General features: G+C 41.4%; 13 protein-coding genes. 10 read left to right on the top strand and 3 right to left on the bottom strand.

The window, feature by feature from the left end; all coding sequences use genetic code 11:
- Positions 1-86: 86 nt before the first annotated feature.
- The gene (locus ACFSVN_RS02060; RefSeq protein WP_390297873.1) at positions 87-1,832 is read left to right on the top strand and encodes a Na/Pi cotransporter family protein; all 1,746 of its coding nucleotides are present in this window, start codon (positions 87-89) and stop codon (positions 1,830-1,832) included.
- A 46-nt stretch (positions 1,833-1,878) separates the two neighbouring features.
- Here the strand turns inward: ACFSVN_RS02060 and ACFSVN_RS02055 are convergent, their stop codons facing one another.
- On the bottom strand, positions 1,879-2,343 hold the full coding sequence (locus tag ACFSVN_RS02055) for a PH domain-containing protein (RefSeq protein WP_390297870.1): 465 nt from the start codon (positions 2,341-2,343) through the stop codon (positions 1,879-1,881).
- A gap of 248 nt (positions 2,344-2,591) precedes the next feature.
- Between ACFSVN_RS02055 and ACFSVN_RS02050 the strand changes: the two genes are divergently transcribed.
- Positions 2,592-4,271, top strand: coding sequence for a formate--tetrahydrofolate ligase (locus ACFSVN_RS02050; protein ID WP_390297867.1), 1,680 nt, complete (start codon positions 2,592-2,594; stop codon positions 4,269-4,271).
- A gap of 61 nt (positions 4,272-4,332) precedes the next feature.
- Here ACFSVN_RS02050 and ACFSVN_RS02045 read toward each other — a convergent pair whose 3' ends face one another.
- Positions 4,333-5,337, bottom strand: coding sequence for a sugar phosphate nucleotidyltransferase (locus tag ACFSVN_RS02045; protein ID WP_390297864.1), 1,005 nt, complete (start codon positions 5,335-5,337; stop codon positions 4,333-4,335).
- Between the two features lie 220 nt (positions 5,338-5,557).
- On the opposite strand from ACFSVN_RS02045, the gene ACFSVN_RS02040 reads away from it, so the two are divergent.
- Positions 5,558-7,168, top strand: a complete 1,611-nt coding sequence (locus tag ACFSVN_RS02040; RefSeq protein WP_390297861.1) for a UDP-N-acetylmuramoyl-tripeptide--D-alanyl-D-alanine ligase — start codon at positions 5,558-5,560, stop codon at positions 7,166-7,168.
- A gap of 8 nt (positions 7,169-7,176) precedes the next feature.
- On the opposite strand, the gene ACFSVN_RS02035 is transcribed toward ACFSVN_RS02040, so the two are convergent.
- The gene (locus ACFSVN_RS02035; protein WP_390297858.1) at positions 7,177-8,403 is read right to left on the bottom strand and encodes an FtsX-like permease family protein; all 1,227 of its coding nucleotides are present in this window, start codon (positions 8,401-8,403) and stop codon (positions 7,177-7,179) included.
- A 120-nt stretch (positions 8,404-8,523) separates the two neighbouring features.
- On the opposite strand from ACFSVN_RS02035, the gene glgB reads away from it, so the two are divergent.
- The 7 genes from glgB (at position 8,524) to ACFSVN_RS02000 (ending at position 17,903) form a co-directional block, all read left to right on the top strand.
- On the top strand, positions 8,524-10,725 hold the full coding sequence (gene glgB, locus ACFSVN_RS02030) for a 1,4-alpha-glucan branching protein GlgB (RefSeq protein WP_390297855.1): 2,202 nt from the start codon (positions 8,524-8,526) through the stop codon (positions 10,723-10,725).
- Positions 10,726-10,732: 7 nt separating this feature from the next.
- Complete coding sequence (gene malQ, locus ACFSVN_RS02025; RefSeq protein WP_390297853.1) at positions 10,733-12,238, top strand: 4-alpha-glucanotransferase; 1,506 nt, start codon at positions 10,733-10,735, stop codon at positions 12,236-12,238.
- Between the two features lie 73 nt (positions 12,239-12,311).
- Positions 12,312-13,133, top strand: coding sequence for a phosphosulfolactate synthase (locus ACFSVN_RS02020; protein WP_390297850.1), 822 nt, complete (start codon positions 12,312-12,314; stop codon positions 13,131-13,133).
- A gap of 19 nt (positions 13,134-13,152) precedes the next feature.
- Complete coding sequence (locus ACFSVN_RS02015; RefSeq protein ID WP_390297847.1) at positions 13,153-13,956, top strand: glycogen/starch synthase; 804 nt, start codon at positions 13,153-13,155, stop codon at positions 13,954-13,956.
- A gap of 35 nt (positions 13,957-13,991) precedes the next feature.
- Entirely contained in the window at positions 13,992-15,194 is a 1,203-nt protein-coding gene (locus tag ACFSVN_RS02010; RefSeq protein WP_390297844.1) for a hypothetical protein, read from the top strand.
- Positions 15,187-16,500, top strand: coding sequence for a hypothetical protein (locus ACFSVN_RS02005; protein WP_390297841.1), 1,314 nt, complete (start codon positions 15,187-15,189; stop codon positions 16,498-16,500). The genes ACFSVN_RS02010 and ACFSVN_RS02005 overlap by 8 nt, the downstream gene beginning before the upstream one ends.
- Before the next feature lie 71 nt (positions 16,501-16,571).
- The gene (locus ACFSVN_RS02000) at positions 16,572-17,903 is read left to right on the top strand and encodes a tetratricopeptide repeat protein (RefSeq protein ID WP_390297838.1); all 1,332 of its coding nucleotides are present in this window, start codon (positions 16,572-16,574) and stop codon (positions 17,901-17,903) included.
- Positions 17,904-17,993: the final 90 nt, after the last annotated feature.

Below are 17,993 nucleotides of genomic sequence, written 5' to 3'. Positions count from 1 at the left end.
GGCTTCTTTAACTTATGGCAATCGGTTTTAGATCGACCTAATATCTGTTATCTTCCCGCTCATCTCAGCACACTTACTCGTATACAATGGCTTATACCTTTTTTGACTTTCTCCAACTGCTCGGAGCACTCGGGATCTTTATTTATGGGATGAAAGTCTTTAGTGACGGCCTCCAAAAAGTTGCCGGAAGTAAACTCCGGGCCATCCTTAAAGGAATGACCACCACTCGCCTTCGGGGTCTTTTCACAGGATTTACAGCCACCACCATCACCCAATCTTCTTCCACTACCACAGTAATGGTTGTCAGTTTCGTGAACGCCGGTCTTATCACTTTTGTGGAATCAACCGGGGTTATTATGGGGGCAAATATCGGTACTACAGTTACCGCATGGATGGTTTCCATTTTTGGGTTTAAGATGGAGGTCACTCCCATTGCCGTGATGCTGATCGGTCTGTTCTTCCCATTTATGTTTTTTGGGAAAGAGAAATTACGCAACCTGGCTGAGGCGATGATCGGTTTTGGGATTCTCTTCATCGGACTAGATTTTATTAAAAATGCCGTCCCTAACATTCAGGATAATCCTGAGATGTTCATGTTCCTTGATCAATTTACTGAATTCGGTTTTATCTCCATTTTAATTTTTGTGGTAATAGGAACTGTTTTAACCTTAATTACGCAATCATCATCCGCGGCAACAGCTATTACCTTAGTGATGTTATTTCAGGGGTGGATCGATTTCCCAATTGCCGCAGCCATGGTTCTTGGTGAAAATATTGGAACTACCGTAACGGCAAATATAGCGGCCCTCGTTGGAAATGTATATGCAAAAAGAGCCGCACGATTTCACTTTGTGTTCAATGTTTTTGGGGTGATATGGATGCTCATGCTCATGCAGCCCTTTTTAGTTGGAATAGATAATATCATGAGCTATTTCTCTCCGGGGGCCGGCTCCGTTTTTGTGGCAGCAGATGAAATCGGACGGGCTAATGCTACGCTTGCACTTTCATTATTTCACACCACTTTTAATATTCTGAATGTAATTCTCTTATTTGGCTTTGTTCCCCGGATCGTTAAGCTGATCGAGAAATATCAAAAAGACAAACAAGGAGCGGATAACACCTATCGTCTTCAATATATTTCTTCCGGAATGATGTCCTCCCCTGAACTATCCATATCACAAGCCCATAAAGAGTTAGAACTCTTCGCCAAACTGATCGAAAAAATGCACTTTAGCTTACAGGGATTGCTTTTCAACAAGCAGAATAAACAAGATCAGTTCTTAGCTAAACTTAAAAAAAGGGAAGAGATCACCGATACCATAGAACTGGAAATAGCAGAATACCTAACCAAGATCTCCAGCTATAATCTAACCGAAGAAGCTACTCGCCGGATTCGTGGAATACACAGCATGATCAATGATCTGGAACGCATTGGCGACATTTATTACCAAATGTCTAAAACTTTTGAGCGTATGCAATCAGAAGGTACCGAACTGGCAGAACCTTCTATGATCCGAATCAAGAACATGCTGGATCTCATCCATGAAGGGGTACAAAATGTGCGCGAAAACCTGGCTCTTGACAGTGAAAACGCAGATCTCGACCAAGCGATGGAAATTGAGCAATACATTAATGACTACCGGGATGAACTGCTGGAATACCACTATAACCAGCTTGAGAACAAAGCCTATTCCAATAAAGTCGGTTTTGTATTTCTTGATTACCTTAATCGCCTCGAAAAAATTGGGGATCACTTATTTAATGTGAACGAAGCCATTGCAGGAGTGAAAGTGAAAGCCGCATATGAGAAAGTGGTTGAGGAGCGCGGCTAAAGAAATACCCACGGCATATTAAATAGTTGCGGATAGCTATGGAATTCTACATTATCGTTTCCTTCAGAGAGGCTACAAACTCTTGGGGACTATCGGAAGAGATGACGATCTGTTCTTCTTTTGTATAGATAACTACGGTCTGCTTGGTATGCGTTGAATAAGCCTTATATCTGCCTAAAATACTGTTGCTAAAATAACCTATATATCCGAACACTCCGCCTATCCCAAACCTCCTAAACGAACCTAACATCGCATTGGGTTTCTCTTCTACTTTATTAATCTCTGAAAGCTGAATATCCTTAGACCAACCAAGGCGAAGAATTTTCAGTTTCCCATCCTGAATACTGTAGCCATACACCCCAAAAGCGGCGCAGCCCAAAACAATGCTCCATAATAGAATGGCGGACCAAAGGTTTTGAGCTACATAATTCAGGCCTCCAAATACAATGATAATCCCTGAAGTTATTGCAATGAGTTTAAGATCCCATGGGGCGCGAAATTGTTTTCTCATGGTCATAACCTACATTTTTTTTAGAGATTTGATACTAAACTAGAGCCATCGAAGATCAAAAAGGTATAATTGGCTCCGTTCTTATTTTAAGTAATAACAAATCCAATAATAAACCAAAGGAGACCACTATTTCGTTGAAGCACCGACATTATGCCTTTTGCTGTTCTCAGTGAATTTATCTTTCCTTCACATCTTTAAGGGATATTAGTGTACGGTAAACATTATCCGCTAACTAAAAGGCCTGACAAATGATCGACAATATCAAGATTGCCCAAGATGCTCCTATGAAACATATGCGCCATTTTATGGCCGAACTTGAACTGGATGAAGATAACTTCGAGTTCTACGGAAAGTACACCGGTAAAATTCGACTTAACGTATTAGAGAAATTCAAAGACCGACCCGATGGCAAACTGATCCTTGTAACAGCCATCACACCAACACCTGCCGGAGAGGGTAAAACTCTAACTTCTATCGGTTTGAGTCAGGGGTTGCAAAAACTTGGGAAAAGATCATTGGTGGCTTTGCGCGAACCTTCTCTTGGACCGGTATTCGGGATCAAGGGTGGAGCTGCAGGAGGTGGTTATTCACAGGTAATACCTATGGAGCGGATCAACCTGCATTTTAATGGAGACATACATGCCATTGGTACAGCACATAACTTGCTCACCGCTATGCTCGATAATCACATATTCAAGGGGAACGAACTGGACATTGATGTCACAAGTCCGCTTTGGAATCGAGCAATGGATATGAATGACAGGGCTTTGAGGCAGATCGTTGTTGGATTGGGAGGAAGAGTTAATGGAATTCCAAGAGAATCAGCTTTTATGATCACTGCTGCCTCTGAAGTGATGGCAATTATGTCTTTGGCTACATCACGTATCGACCTAAAAAAACGGCTCGGAAATATTGTAGTTGGATACAACCGCTCGGGAGAGGCCGTAAAAGCTAAAGACCTGGGAGCCCATGAGGCTATGGCTGTGGTTCTTAATGAAGCCATTATGCCAAATCTTGTTCAAACCCTTGAGCACGTTCCTGCTCTTATTCATGGAGGGCCTTTTGCTAATATTGCTCATGGCACCAGTAGTATTATAGCTAACAAGATCGGTTTAAAGCTTGCCGATTATGTGGTTACCGAAGCCGGCTTTGGGGCAGATCTCGGGGCTGAAAAGTTTTTCGATATTGTAGCACGCACTTCCGACATATGGCCTTCCGCAATAGTTCTCGTTGCTACGGTTAAAGCACTCAAATATCATGGAGGTGTGACCGTGGAGGAAGCCAAGGAAAACGGCAAACACCTTAAGGAACTGCAAAAAGGCTTGGAGAATCTGGCTGCACACATTGAAAACATGAAGAAATTCAAGACCCCGGTTGTGGTAGGCATCAATAAATTTGTGGGCGATACTTCTGAGGAGATAAATATCATCAAAGAATTCTGCACCAAATTAGGTGTCCCCTGCGAAGCTCACAACGGATTTGAAGAAGGAGGAGAAGGTGTCACCGACCTCGCCAATGAGGTGGTGAAGCAAGCTGAAATGAATAAGAAACCTGAAAAAACCACGCTTTACGATACACAGCAACCCATAGAGGAAAAAATTGAAACCGTGGCCCGGGAGATCTATAACGCCAAAGATGTTTATTTTGAAAAAAAAGCCCTTAAGAATCTGGCTAATTTCAAAAAGCTCGGATACGGGAAACTCCCAATTTGTATAGCAAAAACGCAATCATCAATATCTGACAATCCCCTCTTAAAGGGGGCTCCTAAAGATTTTACCCTTACCGTCACGGATATTCAGCTTTCAGCCGGTGCCGGTTTTCTGGTGATAATTTGCGGGAATATGATGCTGATGCCCGGCCTGCCAAAAGTACCCGCCGCCGTAAATATGACGGTAGATGAGCATGGTGTGATATCAGGACTGTTTTAAAAATAAAAAGCCCCGAATTTCTTCGGGGCTTTTACTTTACTAACTCAAAAACTAGTCACTGTCAGTTTATATCCAGGTTGCTGTGATCTCCTACATCCACTTTTCCTTTCACATTTTTCAGTGAGGTGTGGGCTCCAATAGTTGATCCTGATGTATCCACATCTTCCAAAGAGGCGTGATCTCGAATGATGCTATTTTCAACTTTGGAATTTTTGATCACTGTATCGTTTTCAATACTCACTTTTGGGCCAACGGTGCTATTCTCGATTTTCACACCCTCTCCGATATACACCGGGGGAATGATTTTTGAACCGGGATATTTGCTCTCATCCACACCTTTAAACTCCTTTTCTGTAATGATGCCGGTAGTTTCCAGCCAGGCAGGCAGCGTTCCGCAATCCAGCCACTCATCAACAGTAGCCGTTTTAAAGATCTTGCCATCTTTGATCATCTTGTCAAGGGCAGCGGTAAGGAAATATTCTCCCCCGGGACCTCTCATCTCATTATTCAGGACCCACTCGATCTGCTTCTTGAAATAATTTCCATCTTTGAAATAATAAACCCCAATGATAGCAAGGTCAGAAATAAACTCTTTTGGCTTCTCCACAAACCCGGTGATCTTATCACCTTCATGCACTGCCACTCCAAAACGGGATGGATCCTCTACTTTTTTTAGCCAGATCACACTATCAGCATCTCCAAGGTCAAACTGTTCTTTACTATCAAAAATAGTATCCGCAAAAGCGATGATCACCTCTCCATCCAAATGCTCTTTGGCCATGGCTACGGCATGGGCTGTTCCCAGGGCTTCAGCCTGCACTTCAAAAAGTGCTTTGGCGCTGTGAAGTTCGCTCATTTCACGAAGTGGCTGCTTGATGTCTTCTCCAAAATCGGGGCCGAGGATATATACGATCTCCGTAATATCACGATCAAGCGTTCGGTTAAAGGTCTCGACAATACGCTCTACGATCATGGTTCCCGCAACAGGAAGCAACGGTTTTGGTACGGTATGCGAGTGAGGTCGGACACGAGTACCCCGTCCGGCCATTGGGATAATTAATTTCATATATTTCTCTACGTTTATTGAAACAATTTTATTGAATGCGCGGTGAATATAGGAAGGTTCTAAACCGATTTCGAATAACTGTTAATTTCATAACTTCCCATTACCCATAACGGCTTAATCCTTAAAACATACTCTGAATAATTTGAACTGGTATTACACGCTCCTTGATGTCGGCGCAATTCTTTTATGTCTTCTTTTCCTGCGGTACACCTGGCACCGCATGCGCTTTTTCCTGCATACCTTTCAGCAAGTTGGATATAAGAACAACGAATTTTGGCAATGGATAAAAGGCCATTGGGATGAAAAGGTCATTCCTGCTAATATTGCCATGGTCAACATTGCCATATTTCTGCTGCTTTGGTTTGATGACTGGATCTTAGAAACTATCACCTACTCCTCTTTGTGTATCATATTCTTTGTATTCTCCGTTTTCTGGTTCGGTTCAGTATCCCGATATACGCAGGCCAAGGTTAAAAAGCCCCTGGTATACACTTCCCGTGTTAAGCGTTTCTTAATCCCGTTTGTAGCACTCTCCTTTATTTTCCCGGCTTTATTTACCTATATGAGCTTTACGGGGTTTTTACCTTATTTCAATGTTCCGCTACCAAACCATTTCTCCGGATTTCTTTCTTTTGATCTGCTGATGCTCCTTGTGGGATGGGGATTTGGGGCAACATTTATTCCGTTCTTCATTTTACTCTCCGGCCTATTTACCAAACCTGTGGAAAAATTCATCCAAAACGGATTCAAAAAGGAGGCTCGTAAAAAGCTGGCTTCTATGCCGGACCTTAAGGTAATCGCCATCACCGGAAGTTATGGCAAGACCAGCACTAAATTTATGATCCGCGATCTTCTCAAGGAGCGGTTTAATGTGTGCTCTACGCCCGGCAGCTATAACACTCCAATGGGAATTTGTAAGGTGATAAACAATGACCTGCAGTCCAGCCATCAGATCCTGATCCTGGAAATGGGTGCAAGATATGAAGGCAATATTCAGGAGCTCTGTGATATAGCCAAACCTGATATTGCCGTGGTCACAAATGTGGGCGTGGCTCATCTCGAGACATTTGGTTCTCAGGATGTGATCGCCAAAGAAAAGGGCACCTTGGTTGACAACTTAGAAGTCGGTGATGTGGCCATCTTAAATGCTGACGACCCCAGAGTCTCAAAGATGGGCGCTAATCGTAATGAAATAGATCGCATTTTGGTCGGGTTGGAAAGTGGAGAAATACGTGGGAATGCTATTTCATATGATACCTCGGGGATGGAATTCGATGTTGAGATCGGAGATGAAAAAGAACGTTTTCAAACTAAACTGCTGGGAGCTCATAATGTCCAGAATTTACTTTTGGCTGTTGGAGTAGCGAAGCATTTTGGTATCCGCTTGAAAACCATGGCCCTGGCCGCTGCTAAGATCGAACCTGTTGAACACCGCCTGGAACTGAAGCAACAGGGTGATCTTTTTGTGATCGACGATGCTTTTAACTCTAATCCGATTGGTGCCAAAAATGCCGTTGAGATCTTAGCTCAATTCAATTCCGGCCAGCGGATTATTATTACTCCCGGAATGGTGGAACTTGGGGAGATCGAAGCGGAGGAAAACAGAAAATTTGGTTCTGCTATTGGAAAGGCTAACCTTGATCTTGTGGTATTAGTGGGAGAAGAAAGAGCACAGCCGATCCTGGAAGGAATTCGGGAACACGATACAACTGCTATGAATGTTCGTGTTGTAAATAGCCTATTCGAAGCCAACGAACTGGTTCAAAAGCACGCTCGGGCCGGAGACGTCATCCTCTACGAAAACGATCTTCCTGATGTATATAATGAGTAAGAAATTTCTTACTCATATCTTACTGCATCTGCGGGTTGTACCTGCGCTGCTCGATGGGCAGGATACCAACTTGCCAAAACACAAAGCAATAAGCTGGCCGCCAAAATAATGGACACATCAATTGGGCTTATTTGAACGGGGTAAGCATCAATTATAAAAGCAGAAGAAAGCTTGACCATACCAAATTTCATCTGGGCCCAACTCAATAACAGCCCTAAAGCCCCTCCTATTCCACACCCGATCAACCCTATATATAATCCTTGTTTTCTGAAAATGGTTTTGATCCCTTTTTTGCTATATCCCATTGACATCAAAATCCCAATATCGCGCTGTTTTTGTATGACGATCATTGTTAACGACCCGATTATGTTAAGTACAGCTACGATCACGATCAGGATCAGCACTACAAAGGAACCCCATTTTTCAAGGTACATAACATCATATAATGGTTTTTGAAGGTCATACCACGTTGAGATCTCATAGTCCAAACCCAACATCGCCGTAAGTTCCTCTTTAACCTCCTCAGCATCCTCATTATCATGAAGCTTAATGTCTATTCCGGTGATCTCATTTCGAGCCCGGAATAATCTCTTAGCTGCTTCAATATCCACAAAAACTTTCTGGCCACCGGCTATCTGCTGCAAAAAATAAGCTCCTCGCACATCAAACCGATATGTTTGAGGGACAGTGATCTGGGTGAGGGCATTTTTCATTCCGGCTGCACTCAAAAGAGCAATCTCGTCACCAACTTCGAGCCGTAACTTATTCTTTAGATCTTCATGCACGATAATGCCAGGGGTTCGGTCCCGCACCGAAATATCGAAAACACCGGTGGTAACACTTTCCTCAATATCTACCAGCTGGAAGAATACGTCACGTTGCACACCCTTGACTTCTACAACTTCATTCTGAACTCCATCAAGAGCGAATAGAGCCTTCCCTTCAACATAAGGAGAGATAATACGTACTTCAGGAAGTGATTCTATTTGCTCCATGATCTGCTCATTCTGAGCGAAGGTCTTCATCCCGGAGGCTTCAATCCTAATATCAGGGTCATATGAAAGAAGGAAGCTTTTTATCACATCAAAAAAACCATTAAAAACTGATAGAACCACTATAAGCAAAGCCGTACCAATGGTAATGCCGGTGATACTGATAAATGTAAGAGTTGATATCAGCGATATATGTTTTCGTGAAAAAAGATACCGCCGTGCAATAAATCCGGAATTTTTCATACGCTCAAAATATAGAATAGTGTAATCGAAAGCACTTTAAATGAACACATACATTAAATGAACACATACATTTCCTAAACTTTTAGTATCTTTATTGCCCTTTCAAATCCAACAATGGTGATGAATTTCACACTTTCAAAAAAAATAATTGATTCCATTTCAGACGGATCACATGGTGATCCTTTTTCGGTTTTAGGGCTGCATGAAATTAAGATAGATGGTAAATCAAAATTAGTGCTGCGTGCGTTTCGGCCGGAAGCTAAGTCGGTAACGGCGGTTGTCAACAAGAAGAAATATGAGCTGGAGCCGGTATCTTCAGATGGACTATTTGAAAGAGTCTTTTCCAGACGTAAAAATCGCTTTGAATATGATCTTGAGATCGTCCCTCATAAAGGAAAAAAATTCACCGTTACCGATGCATACCGTTTCAAATCCCTGATAAGTGATTTTGACCTCCAGCTTTGGGGAGAAGGAAACCACCATCAGGCCTATGAATTTATGGGCGCGCATCAGTGGGAAATTGAAGGAGTAAAAGGGACCCATTTTGTTGTAACGGCACCCAGCGCAACCCGTGTAAGTGTAATTGGAGAGTTTAATGGGTGGGATGGCCGGGTTCATCGAATGCGAAAATTTCATGATCAGGGTATCTGGGAGATTTTTATCCCGCATGTCACCGACGGTGATCATTATAAATATGAGATCAAAACTCCTGCACAAGATCCCCCGCTCAAAAAAGCAGACCCATTTGCGACCTATTCAGAACTTCGCCCCGGCACCGCTTCCATCGTAACCAATATTGAAGACTATAAATGGAATGATAAAAAATGGATGAAGTCTCGTCAGGATAAACAAGCTTTTGACCAGCCTATTTCCATTTATGAAATGCATTTAGGTTCCTGGCGTCGTAAAGTAGGGGAGGATCCCGGGTTTTTGAATTTTAGGGAAACAGCGGACCAGCTGGTGCCCTACCTTAAAGACCTTGGCTACACTCATGTTGAACTTATGCCAATTGCGGAGCATCCCTACGACCCTTCCTGGGGGTATCAGATCACCGGTTATTTTGCTCCTACAAGTCGCTTCGGCACCCCAGAAGACTTCATGTATTTTGTGGATAAATGTCACCAAGCCGACATTGGAGTGATCATAGATTGGGTTCCCGCCCATTTTGCCAAAGATGATCATGGCCTTCGTCGCTTTGACGGAACCGGCCTTTTTGAACATGATGACCCCCGTAAAGGAGAACATAAAGATTGGGGCACATGCATTTTTAATTACGGAAGAACAGAGGTTAGAAACTTCCTGATCTCCAACGCTATTTATTGGTGTGATAAATTCCATGTTGATGGGCTTCGTGTTGATGCCGTGGCATCCATGCTTTACCTGGATTATTCTCGTGACGAGGGAGAATGGGTTCCCAACAAATATGGGGGAAGGGAAAACATCGAAGCCATTGATTTTTTAAGAGCCTTTAATGATTCTGTTCATCATCATTTTCCGGGAGTCATTACTTTTGCTGAAGAATCTACTTCATGGGGAGGCGTTTCCCGTCCAACAGAAACAGGCGGACTCGGCTTCGACTTTAAATGGAACATGGGCTGGATGAATGATACCCTTACCTATATTGAGAAAGATCCTCTTTTTCGAAAATACCATCAGGATCAGCTTACCTTTTCTTTGATCTATGCTTTTTCAGAACAATTCACCCTTCCATTTTCCCATGATGAAGTGGTGCATATGAAGCAATCCATGCTCTCTAAAATGCCGGGCGATGACTGGCAGAAGTTTGCGAACCTACGCCTTCTTTACCTTTATATGTATGCCCATCCCGGAAAAAATTTATTGTTCATGGGTTCAGAGTTTGGGCAATGGTCGGAGTGGAGTGAGTCGCGGTCTTTAGATTGGCATCTACTTGAATGGGAAAAGCACCAGGGACTCCAATTGCTGCTTAAAGACTTAAATGGATTGAATAAAAAGGAAAATGCCCTTCATGAATTGGATTCTGATTGGCGCGGCTTTGAATGGATCGATGTGAGTGATGCTGATAATAGCATTATCTCATTTATCCGGCGGGCAAAGAATCCTGAAGATTTTGTGGTAGTGATATTGAACTTCACGCCAACTGTACATTATGGATATAAGGTAGGTGTTCCCCACGCCGGCGAATATGAAGTATTAATGAACAGCGACTCTGAATTCTATGGCGGCAGTAATGCCGGCGACAGTGAAATTCATGCGGAATGGGGTGAGTGGCATGGCCAGAAAGCAAATATTGCAATAACAGTGCCCCCATTGGCAGGTTTAATTTTAAAACCAAAGAGTTAGGTTGTAGATGAGGTTTCCACGCTCAAGCGGCACCTTGATTCATCCAACATCATTTCCTGGAAAATATGGAATGGGGGATTTCGGGTTTGAAGCACGACAATTCATAGATTTTTTAGAACGTACAAACCAAACGATTTGGCAGGTATTGCCCCTTACCCCAACAGGATTTGGACACTCACCCTATGCCAGCTATTCAGCTTTTGCAGGGAATATTTATTTGATCAGCCCGGATATCCTAAACAAAAAAGGACTGTTAACTGAAACAGAGATCGAAAGTATTCAGTTGCCTTCAAATACAGTTGCTGATTATGACGCTTCTTTTAAAAATAAGGATAAAGTATACCAGATTGCCTGCGATCGTTTTTTTAAAAAAATGACTCCCGAGGAAAAAGAAGCTTATTTAGCTTTCACTGCTCAAAACAAACATTGGCTGGATGATTTTTCATTGTTTATGGCCTGCTCCCTCCATTATAATAAAAAGCCATGGAATACCTGGGATCAGGATATTGTGAAACGAAAGCCGAAAGTACTGAAAGCGTATAGGGAGAAATTTAGTGAGCAGATCAAATTTCAATCTTGGCTACAATTCGAGTTTAATAACCAGTGGGTTGAATTAAAAAAATACGCTAACAACAGGGGCATTCGTGTTATAGGAGATATTCCCATTTTTGTGGATCACAACAGCGCTGATGTTTGGGCAAACCCGGAGTATTTTGAAATTGATGAAAACGGTAACCGGGAGCTAGTGGCGGGAGTCCCTCCTGATTATTTCAGTAGTACAGGTCAACTTTGGGGCAACCCCCATTATAAATGGGATGCACTTCAGAAAGATGGATTTTCTTGGTGGGTTGATCGATTTAAACATATGTTTGAAGCCTTTGATGCTATTCGGGTAGATCACTTTCGTGGTTTTGATGAATACTGGGAAGTCAAAGCTACAGAAGAAACAGCCGAAAAAGGCCGCTGGGTCAAAGCTCCCGGAGAAAAACTATTCGATACTATTTTGGAACAATGTGGAGAACTTCCCATTATTGCTGAAGATCTTGGTTATATAACCGAAGGTGTCGAAAAGCTTCGAGACAAATACAACTTCCCCGGCATGAAGATCCTCCAGTTTGCTTTCGATTCTGACTCAACCAATAGTTTCCTGCCCCATAATTACTCTCAGAACAGCGTTGCTTACTCAGGAACTCACGATAACGACACAACTCTTGGGTGGTATAATTCAGCCAGTGAAACCGAGCGACATCGTGCTCGCTCATACACGCGTTCAAATGGAGAAAATATTCATTGGGAGTTTATTCGTTTAGGGATGCTTTCGGTAGCAGATCAGGCTATATTCCCACTGCAAGATTTTATGGGTTTGGACGGCCGGCACAGAATGAATATTCCAGGAACTTCTTCTAATAATTGGCTTTGGAGATATACTGAAGAGATGTTGCAAAGTATTGAAGAAGGTCACATTTGCGAACTTATAGAACTCAGTAACAGACAGATTAAGAGAAATACCTAACTATAAAATGCCTGATTTCATATACAGAACGTGTTTTTGTATATTCAAGGCTTAGATATTTTAACTAATAAATATGGCATTTACACTCAATCACTTACCTAAGCGGACTGAAAAACCCCGTAATGAAGGTCTCACTCTTGCTTTAGATAAAGGATATAGCGTACGGCAAGCAGAAGATTTCGTTGAATCCAGTTCTAACTACTTTGATGTAGTTAAGTTAGGATGGGGTACTTCCTATGTGACTCAAAATCTTGAAGAGAAAATTGCAGTTTACCATAATGCAGGTATTCCGGTTTACTTTGGCGGTACTTTGTTTGAAGCCTATGTATTAAGGGACCAGCTTGATGCTTACGTGGAGCTGATGAAGAATTATGGTATTGAGCATGTCGAGGTTTCAAATGGTACTATCTGGCTTTCTGATGATAGAAAACAGGCCATAATAAAAGAGTTAAGTCAGGAATTTTATGTCTATTCAGAAGTAGGCAGTAAAAACCCCAATGACATCATTCCTCCATACAAATGGGTTAAGATCATTGAAAATGAATTGAAAGCCGGATCTCAAAAAGTGATCTGTGAAGCCCGCGAAAGTGGCACTGTTGGCGTGTTCAGACCTAACGGTGAAGTTCGTTCAGGCTTAATTGAAGAAATTACCGATCAGATACCACAAGACAAGCTGATTTTTGAAGCCCCGCAGAAAGAACAACAAGTGTGGTTCATCCGGAAATTTGGGAGTAATGTGAACCTTGGAAATATTGTTCCTGCCGATGTCATATCTTTAGAGACTTTACGACTAGGTTTAAGGGGCGACACCCTGTTAGACTTTTACTCATTGGATGACGATGAGGATCTTAATAATGTTATGAAAGACACTAATACAATCTCGAACAAAGAGTAATCACTGAGAGTATATATTTATGAAAATTCTTTACGTTGCTGCTGAAATTTCTCCTTTTGCACGCATGACCTATACCGCCGATCTACTTAGGTTTTTGCCTGCTTCACTACAAGACAAGGGGTTTGAAATTCGAATCCTGCTTCCCAAATACGGAACCATCAATGACAGAAGAAACCGGCTCCATGAAGTGATCCGGCTTTCAGGCATTGAGGTTGAAGTAGGTGAGAAAGTGGAAACCATGAAAATTAAAGTAGCAAGTATACCAAATGCTAAACTCCAGGTTTACTTTTTGGATAATGATACTTACTTCAAGAGAAAAGGGCTTTTCAGAAAACCCGATTCAGAAGAATTTTACGAGGATAACGATGAGCGCCTGGCTTTCTACAATAAAGGCGTACTTGAAACAGTTATTAAGCTCGGCTGGGAACCGGACATCATACATTGTCATGACTGGCCTGCTGGTTTAACTCCCCTTTTAGTAAGAACACTGTATAAGGACGAGAAGATCTTCAAGAACACAAAGATCGTTTATAATCTTCATCACCCGATCAATGAGGGCGATTCTGATTCAGCGAGAGTATTGGAGCTTCTTGGTCTTCCGGCCGATACAGATATCGACAATCTTACAGAAGAGGGCAAAGTTGATCTTCTAAAATTAGGTCTAAAGTATAGTGACCATGTGGTTACCGGAAATTACCTTAAAGATGAGTTTGATGACATCTTCAAAGAACTGGGGATCAAACCCGAAAAAATTCAGGGTTCTCCCGAGGATGTTTCAGATAAATTTGCCGAATATTACCGGACCATTTCTGACGTTGAATAGAATAACAGATAGAGAACATTTTAAATTTACCTTTGATGACCAATACAAATAAGGGTCTTTTTTCCTTATACATTTCACTATTTACCCTAATTTTATTTTTTAACGGCTGTGAGGATCCTGGAAATGTAGGTAGTGGCTTCGTTAACGAACCAACCATTAAAATAGATACTCTGTATCTTGATGATATCACTGCTGAATCTTTTGAAGCCTTTTCCGGAAACATATCCGTATTCAATATCGGGCTTTATTCAGATCAGGTTTTTGGTGATGTAAAAGCCACCGGGTTGGTGAAGCCAAACCTTTACACTAATGCTTCAAATATTGACGGTAATAACTTTACCCTCAACCTTGAAGTTCAGCTTGATAGTGCCATTGTTTATGGCGACACAACTTCTCAAGCCTCATTCACTTTATATGAGATCAACTCACTTTGGCGAGGTAATTCACAATTTGTGAATTCACCTGTCAGCTATGATGAATCCCAATCGATAGGCAGTTTTGTAGTTGGAGACGAGAAAAGGTTTTCAGTAGAACTCTCAGATTACTGGAGAGACAAATATGCCAGCTACATCAACAATGAGAATGATAATGTTGATTCTCTTTACCGGTATGAGTTCTTCGGTTTAGCCATTGTACCAGATAATAGTGCCAATAAGATCTCTGCAGTAGATGTCGGCAATTCAAATTTTACTCTTGTTGATGCAGAAGATGACACCGTGAACCTGGGAATGTCCAGCCAGGGATATTTTTTAGAAAGAACTAATTCCAATATTGGTGACCCTTCAATTACCCCGGTTTATTCTACACTTGAGCAAATGATGAGGATCAATCTGCCAATGCAAGAGTTAGAGCAGGACTACAAAGGAGCTAATTTATTATCTGTTGACCTTGTTGTTTATGAGGCAGATCAAGAGCTGTCTAATTCATTACCGGCAAACCATGTAAGGCCATCAGTTAATGCGCTTACAGTCAATCTCCGCGCGGAATCAGATGAAGTGTATGATTATCAGATCACCGGGCCCGATTTTTTCGCTCCCAAAAACAGCGATAGTCCTTACTATGAGGCTAATATCACTCCCTATATTAATAACTTATTTTTTGGAGGAGAGAGCACCACTGAAATTTTAGTTGGGCTTCGATCAGGCTCTGGAGTGCTGCGCTCTACTTTACTTCATAATCAATCAGCCTCACAAGAATTAAGACCAAAATTAATTATTACATCTACAGTGAATGAATAAGAATAATTTATATAGAATCTTTTGTTTAACGTTTCTCTTCTTCAGCCTTTCAGTTTTTCAGGCTTTTGCTCAAAGTGAAAGCAGAAGCATAAATAGTAATGGTTCTTTCTACTCTATATTTGGAGTAGGATTTCCTGTTGAAAATAATACGTCCAGAGAACTTAGCTTAGGTATCTCAGGAGTGTCTTTGGATAATACCCCATCCAACACCCTCAGCAATCCTGCACTGTGGGGTAAAAATGTCTATGCAACTACCTCATCCGGATTCAGCCTTTCACAGTACCAAGCTTCAGATAATGTAAGCGAAAGTGTTAACTCTGATTTATCTGCAGGTTATTTCCAGGTAACTCTTCCAATATATAAGCAAAAGCTTGGTATTTCTGCTTCTCTTTATTCGGTTACAACCTCTGATTACAGATATTTTAATTCCGGCACACTTATTACTACAGAAAATGACTCCATTGGTTATGTGTCCGATATAAGTGGAAGTGGGGGTATTAACAAGCTTGAACTTGGAATTGGGTGGAATATTAACAAGAATATAGCGATCGGATACGCCCCTTCTCTGGCATTTATTTCTCAGGAAAATACCACCGAGTTATTCTTTAGCCAAAATGATTTCCCTTACAACTCTCTTGACTATAAAGTTACCGGATCTACTTTTAGCCATCGCTTTGGAGCACTGCTTACTTTTAATGATTTACTTCGCGATAATGATAAATTGGGATTTGGAGCTTCCTATATATTACCTGTAAATATTTCCACTGAAGAAACCTCTGAAACCTCCCGTATCATCAATAATAGCGAACAAGATGTTACTTTAGGTGATACTTATAATGGAAATGCAAAATTGCCTGCTGAGTTTAATGCCGGCTTGACCTATTACCCCAGTAATCTCGTTAACATATCAGTAGAAGGAAAATTTCAGCAATGGAGTAAAGCCCGGTCAAATTTGAAGTTGGATAATGAAAACTATGAGCTTTCAGATCGTTTTAAATTAGGCTTAGGTGGCGAGTACCATCCATATAAAACCACTTCTTCAAGCTTCCTGTCAAACTTCCGATACAGCGGAGGAGTTTCCTATGATTCCGGCCATTTAAAAACTTTAAACCAAGATATTAATACTCTTTGGTTTTCTGCCGGTTTAGGAATAATTTCTCGCTTCTCTAATTCTTCCATTGGATTAAGCGCCCGATACGGGCTCAGGGGCACAACCTCTGATGATCTGATTAGAGAAAAAATATGGTCTTTTAATTTGTCTGTAAATTTAACAGAGCTTATGTTTTTCAGGCCTAAATTGAATTAATTAACAATCATTTATAATAAATCAACATATTGCTTAGTTTTAATAACTGAGTATTAATAATAGCTAGATCAATGAAACAATTAATTACGCTTTTAGGGATTCTCTTTGTTAGCACCCCTCTCATTAACGCCCAGGCAAACTGTCAAGAAGAGCCGCCAAGTGGTTTATCTCCTTTAGCCGCCTATTCTATTTTTTATGAAAACTACCGGTCCGGCGATTATGAATTTGCTCTGGACTATGGTCGATGGATGATCTGTGCCAAACCTGAAAAACTTGAAGGTAATCCTCGCTTCAGTCTTTTATCCCAATACAAACGAATGGCCACGATCTATGAAGAGATCAGCCGTACCAAAGAAGACCCAACTGTAAAAACCGCGTATGTTGATAGCGCTATGATCATTCTTAATGAAGCTATTGAGCTTTTTGGAGAAGATCAGAAAACCGAATTTGACCTTACTTTTAAGAGAGGTCGTTTTTACCAGCAAAATTACAACAATATTGATAACGGTCTTCAGAAAGCATACGGAGATTATGCTAAGCTTTTTGAAATAAACCCTGAAAGAGCCATTTCCTTGGGTGATGGATATTATCTTCGTCAAGCCCTTAATAATATTGTAAGGCAAGGCACCAAAGAAGAAGCACAAGCCTTTATTGACAATGTAAAACCATTTGCCACCGGCGAAGCCCTTGCATTCATTGAAGAAAAACAGCAAGAAATATTAGGTTCTCCTGAAGAGCAGATCGCTTATTTTTCTCCTTTGGTTGAAGAAGACCCTGAAAATCTCGAGGCCTGGAAAGCACTTGAATCCGCTTATGAAGACCTCGATGACCGGGAAAAACTGAATGAAGTTAAACTCAAGATCAATGAGCTTGAGCCTACTTACGAAAGTGCCATGGGTCTCGCTGAATTTGCACGCGGCAACGCAGAATACCAAGATGCAGTAGAGTATTACAATCAGGCACTGGAAAGAACAGACGATAATTCTCAGAGAAAAGACCTGTTTCTCCGCCTCGCTGATATGCATATCAATCTTGAAAGTTTAAGTACTGCCAAAAGGTATGTTCAGGATGCTCTTGCTATAGACGCCAATGATGGGGCCGCATACATTAAAATGGCTACCATCTATGGAGCTGCTGTTACTCAGTGTACTGAAGATCGTACACTTGAAGCTGCAGACAAAGTAGTATACTGGTTGGTAATTGATTATTTGAATAAGGCTAAACAAATAGATCCTTCTGTTGCGAATACCGTTAATCGCCAAATGTCTTCCTTCGAAGATGTGACCCCAAATTCAGAAGATAAGTTTTTTACCTTGAATCTTGAGAATGGACAAACGATCAGAGTCGACGGCTCATTAAATAGCTGTTACAGCTTTATTAATGAATCTACAACGGTTCGTTAATTTGGTATCAATAAAAACATTTGTATCTTTTCTCATCCAATAAGTTTATAGGTGCGGAGTATTAATCCGCACCTTCTTTTTCCCTCCTTC

The organism is Gracilimonas halophila (assembly GCF_042684365.1).
GTDB classification, from domain to species: domain Bacteria; phylum Bacteroidota; class Rhodothermia; order Balneolales; family Balneolaceae; genus Gracilimonas; species Gracilimonas halophila.
This window is presented reverse-complemented; position numbering and strand designations above follow the sequence as displayed.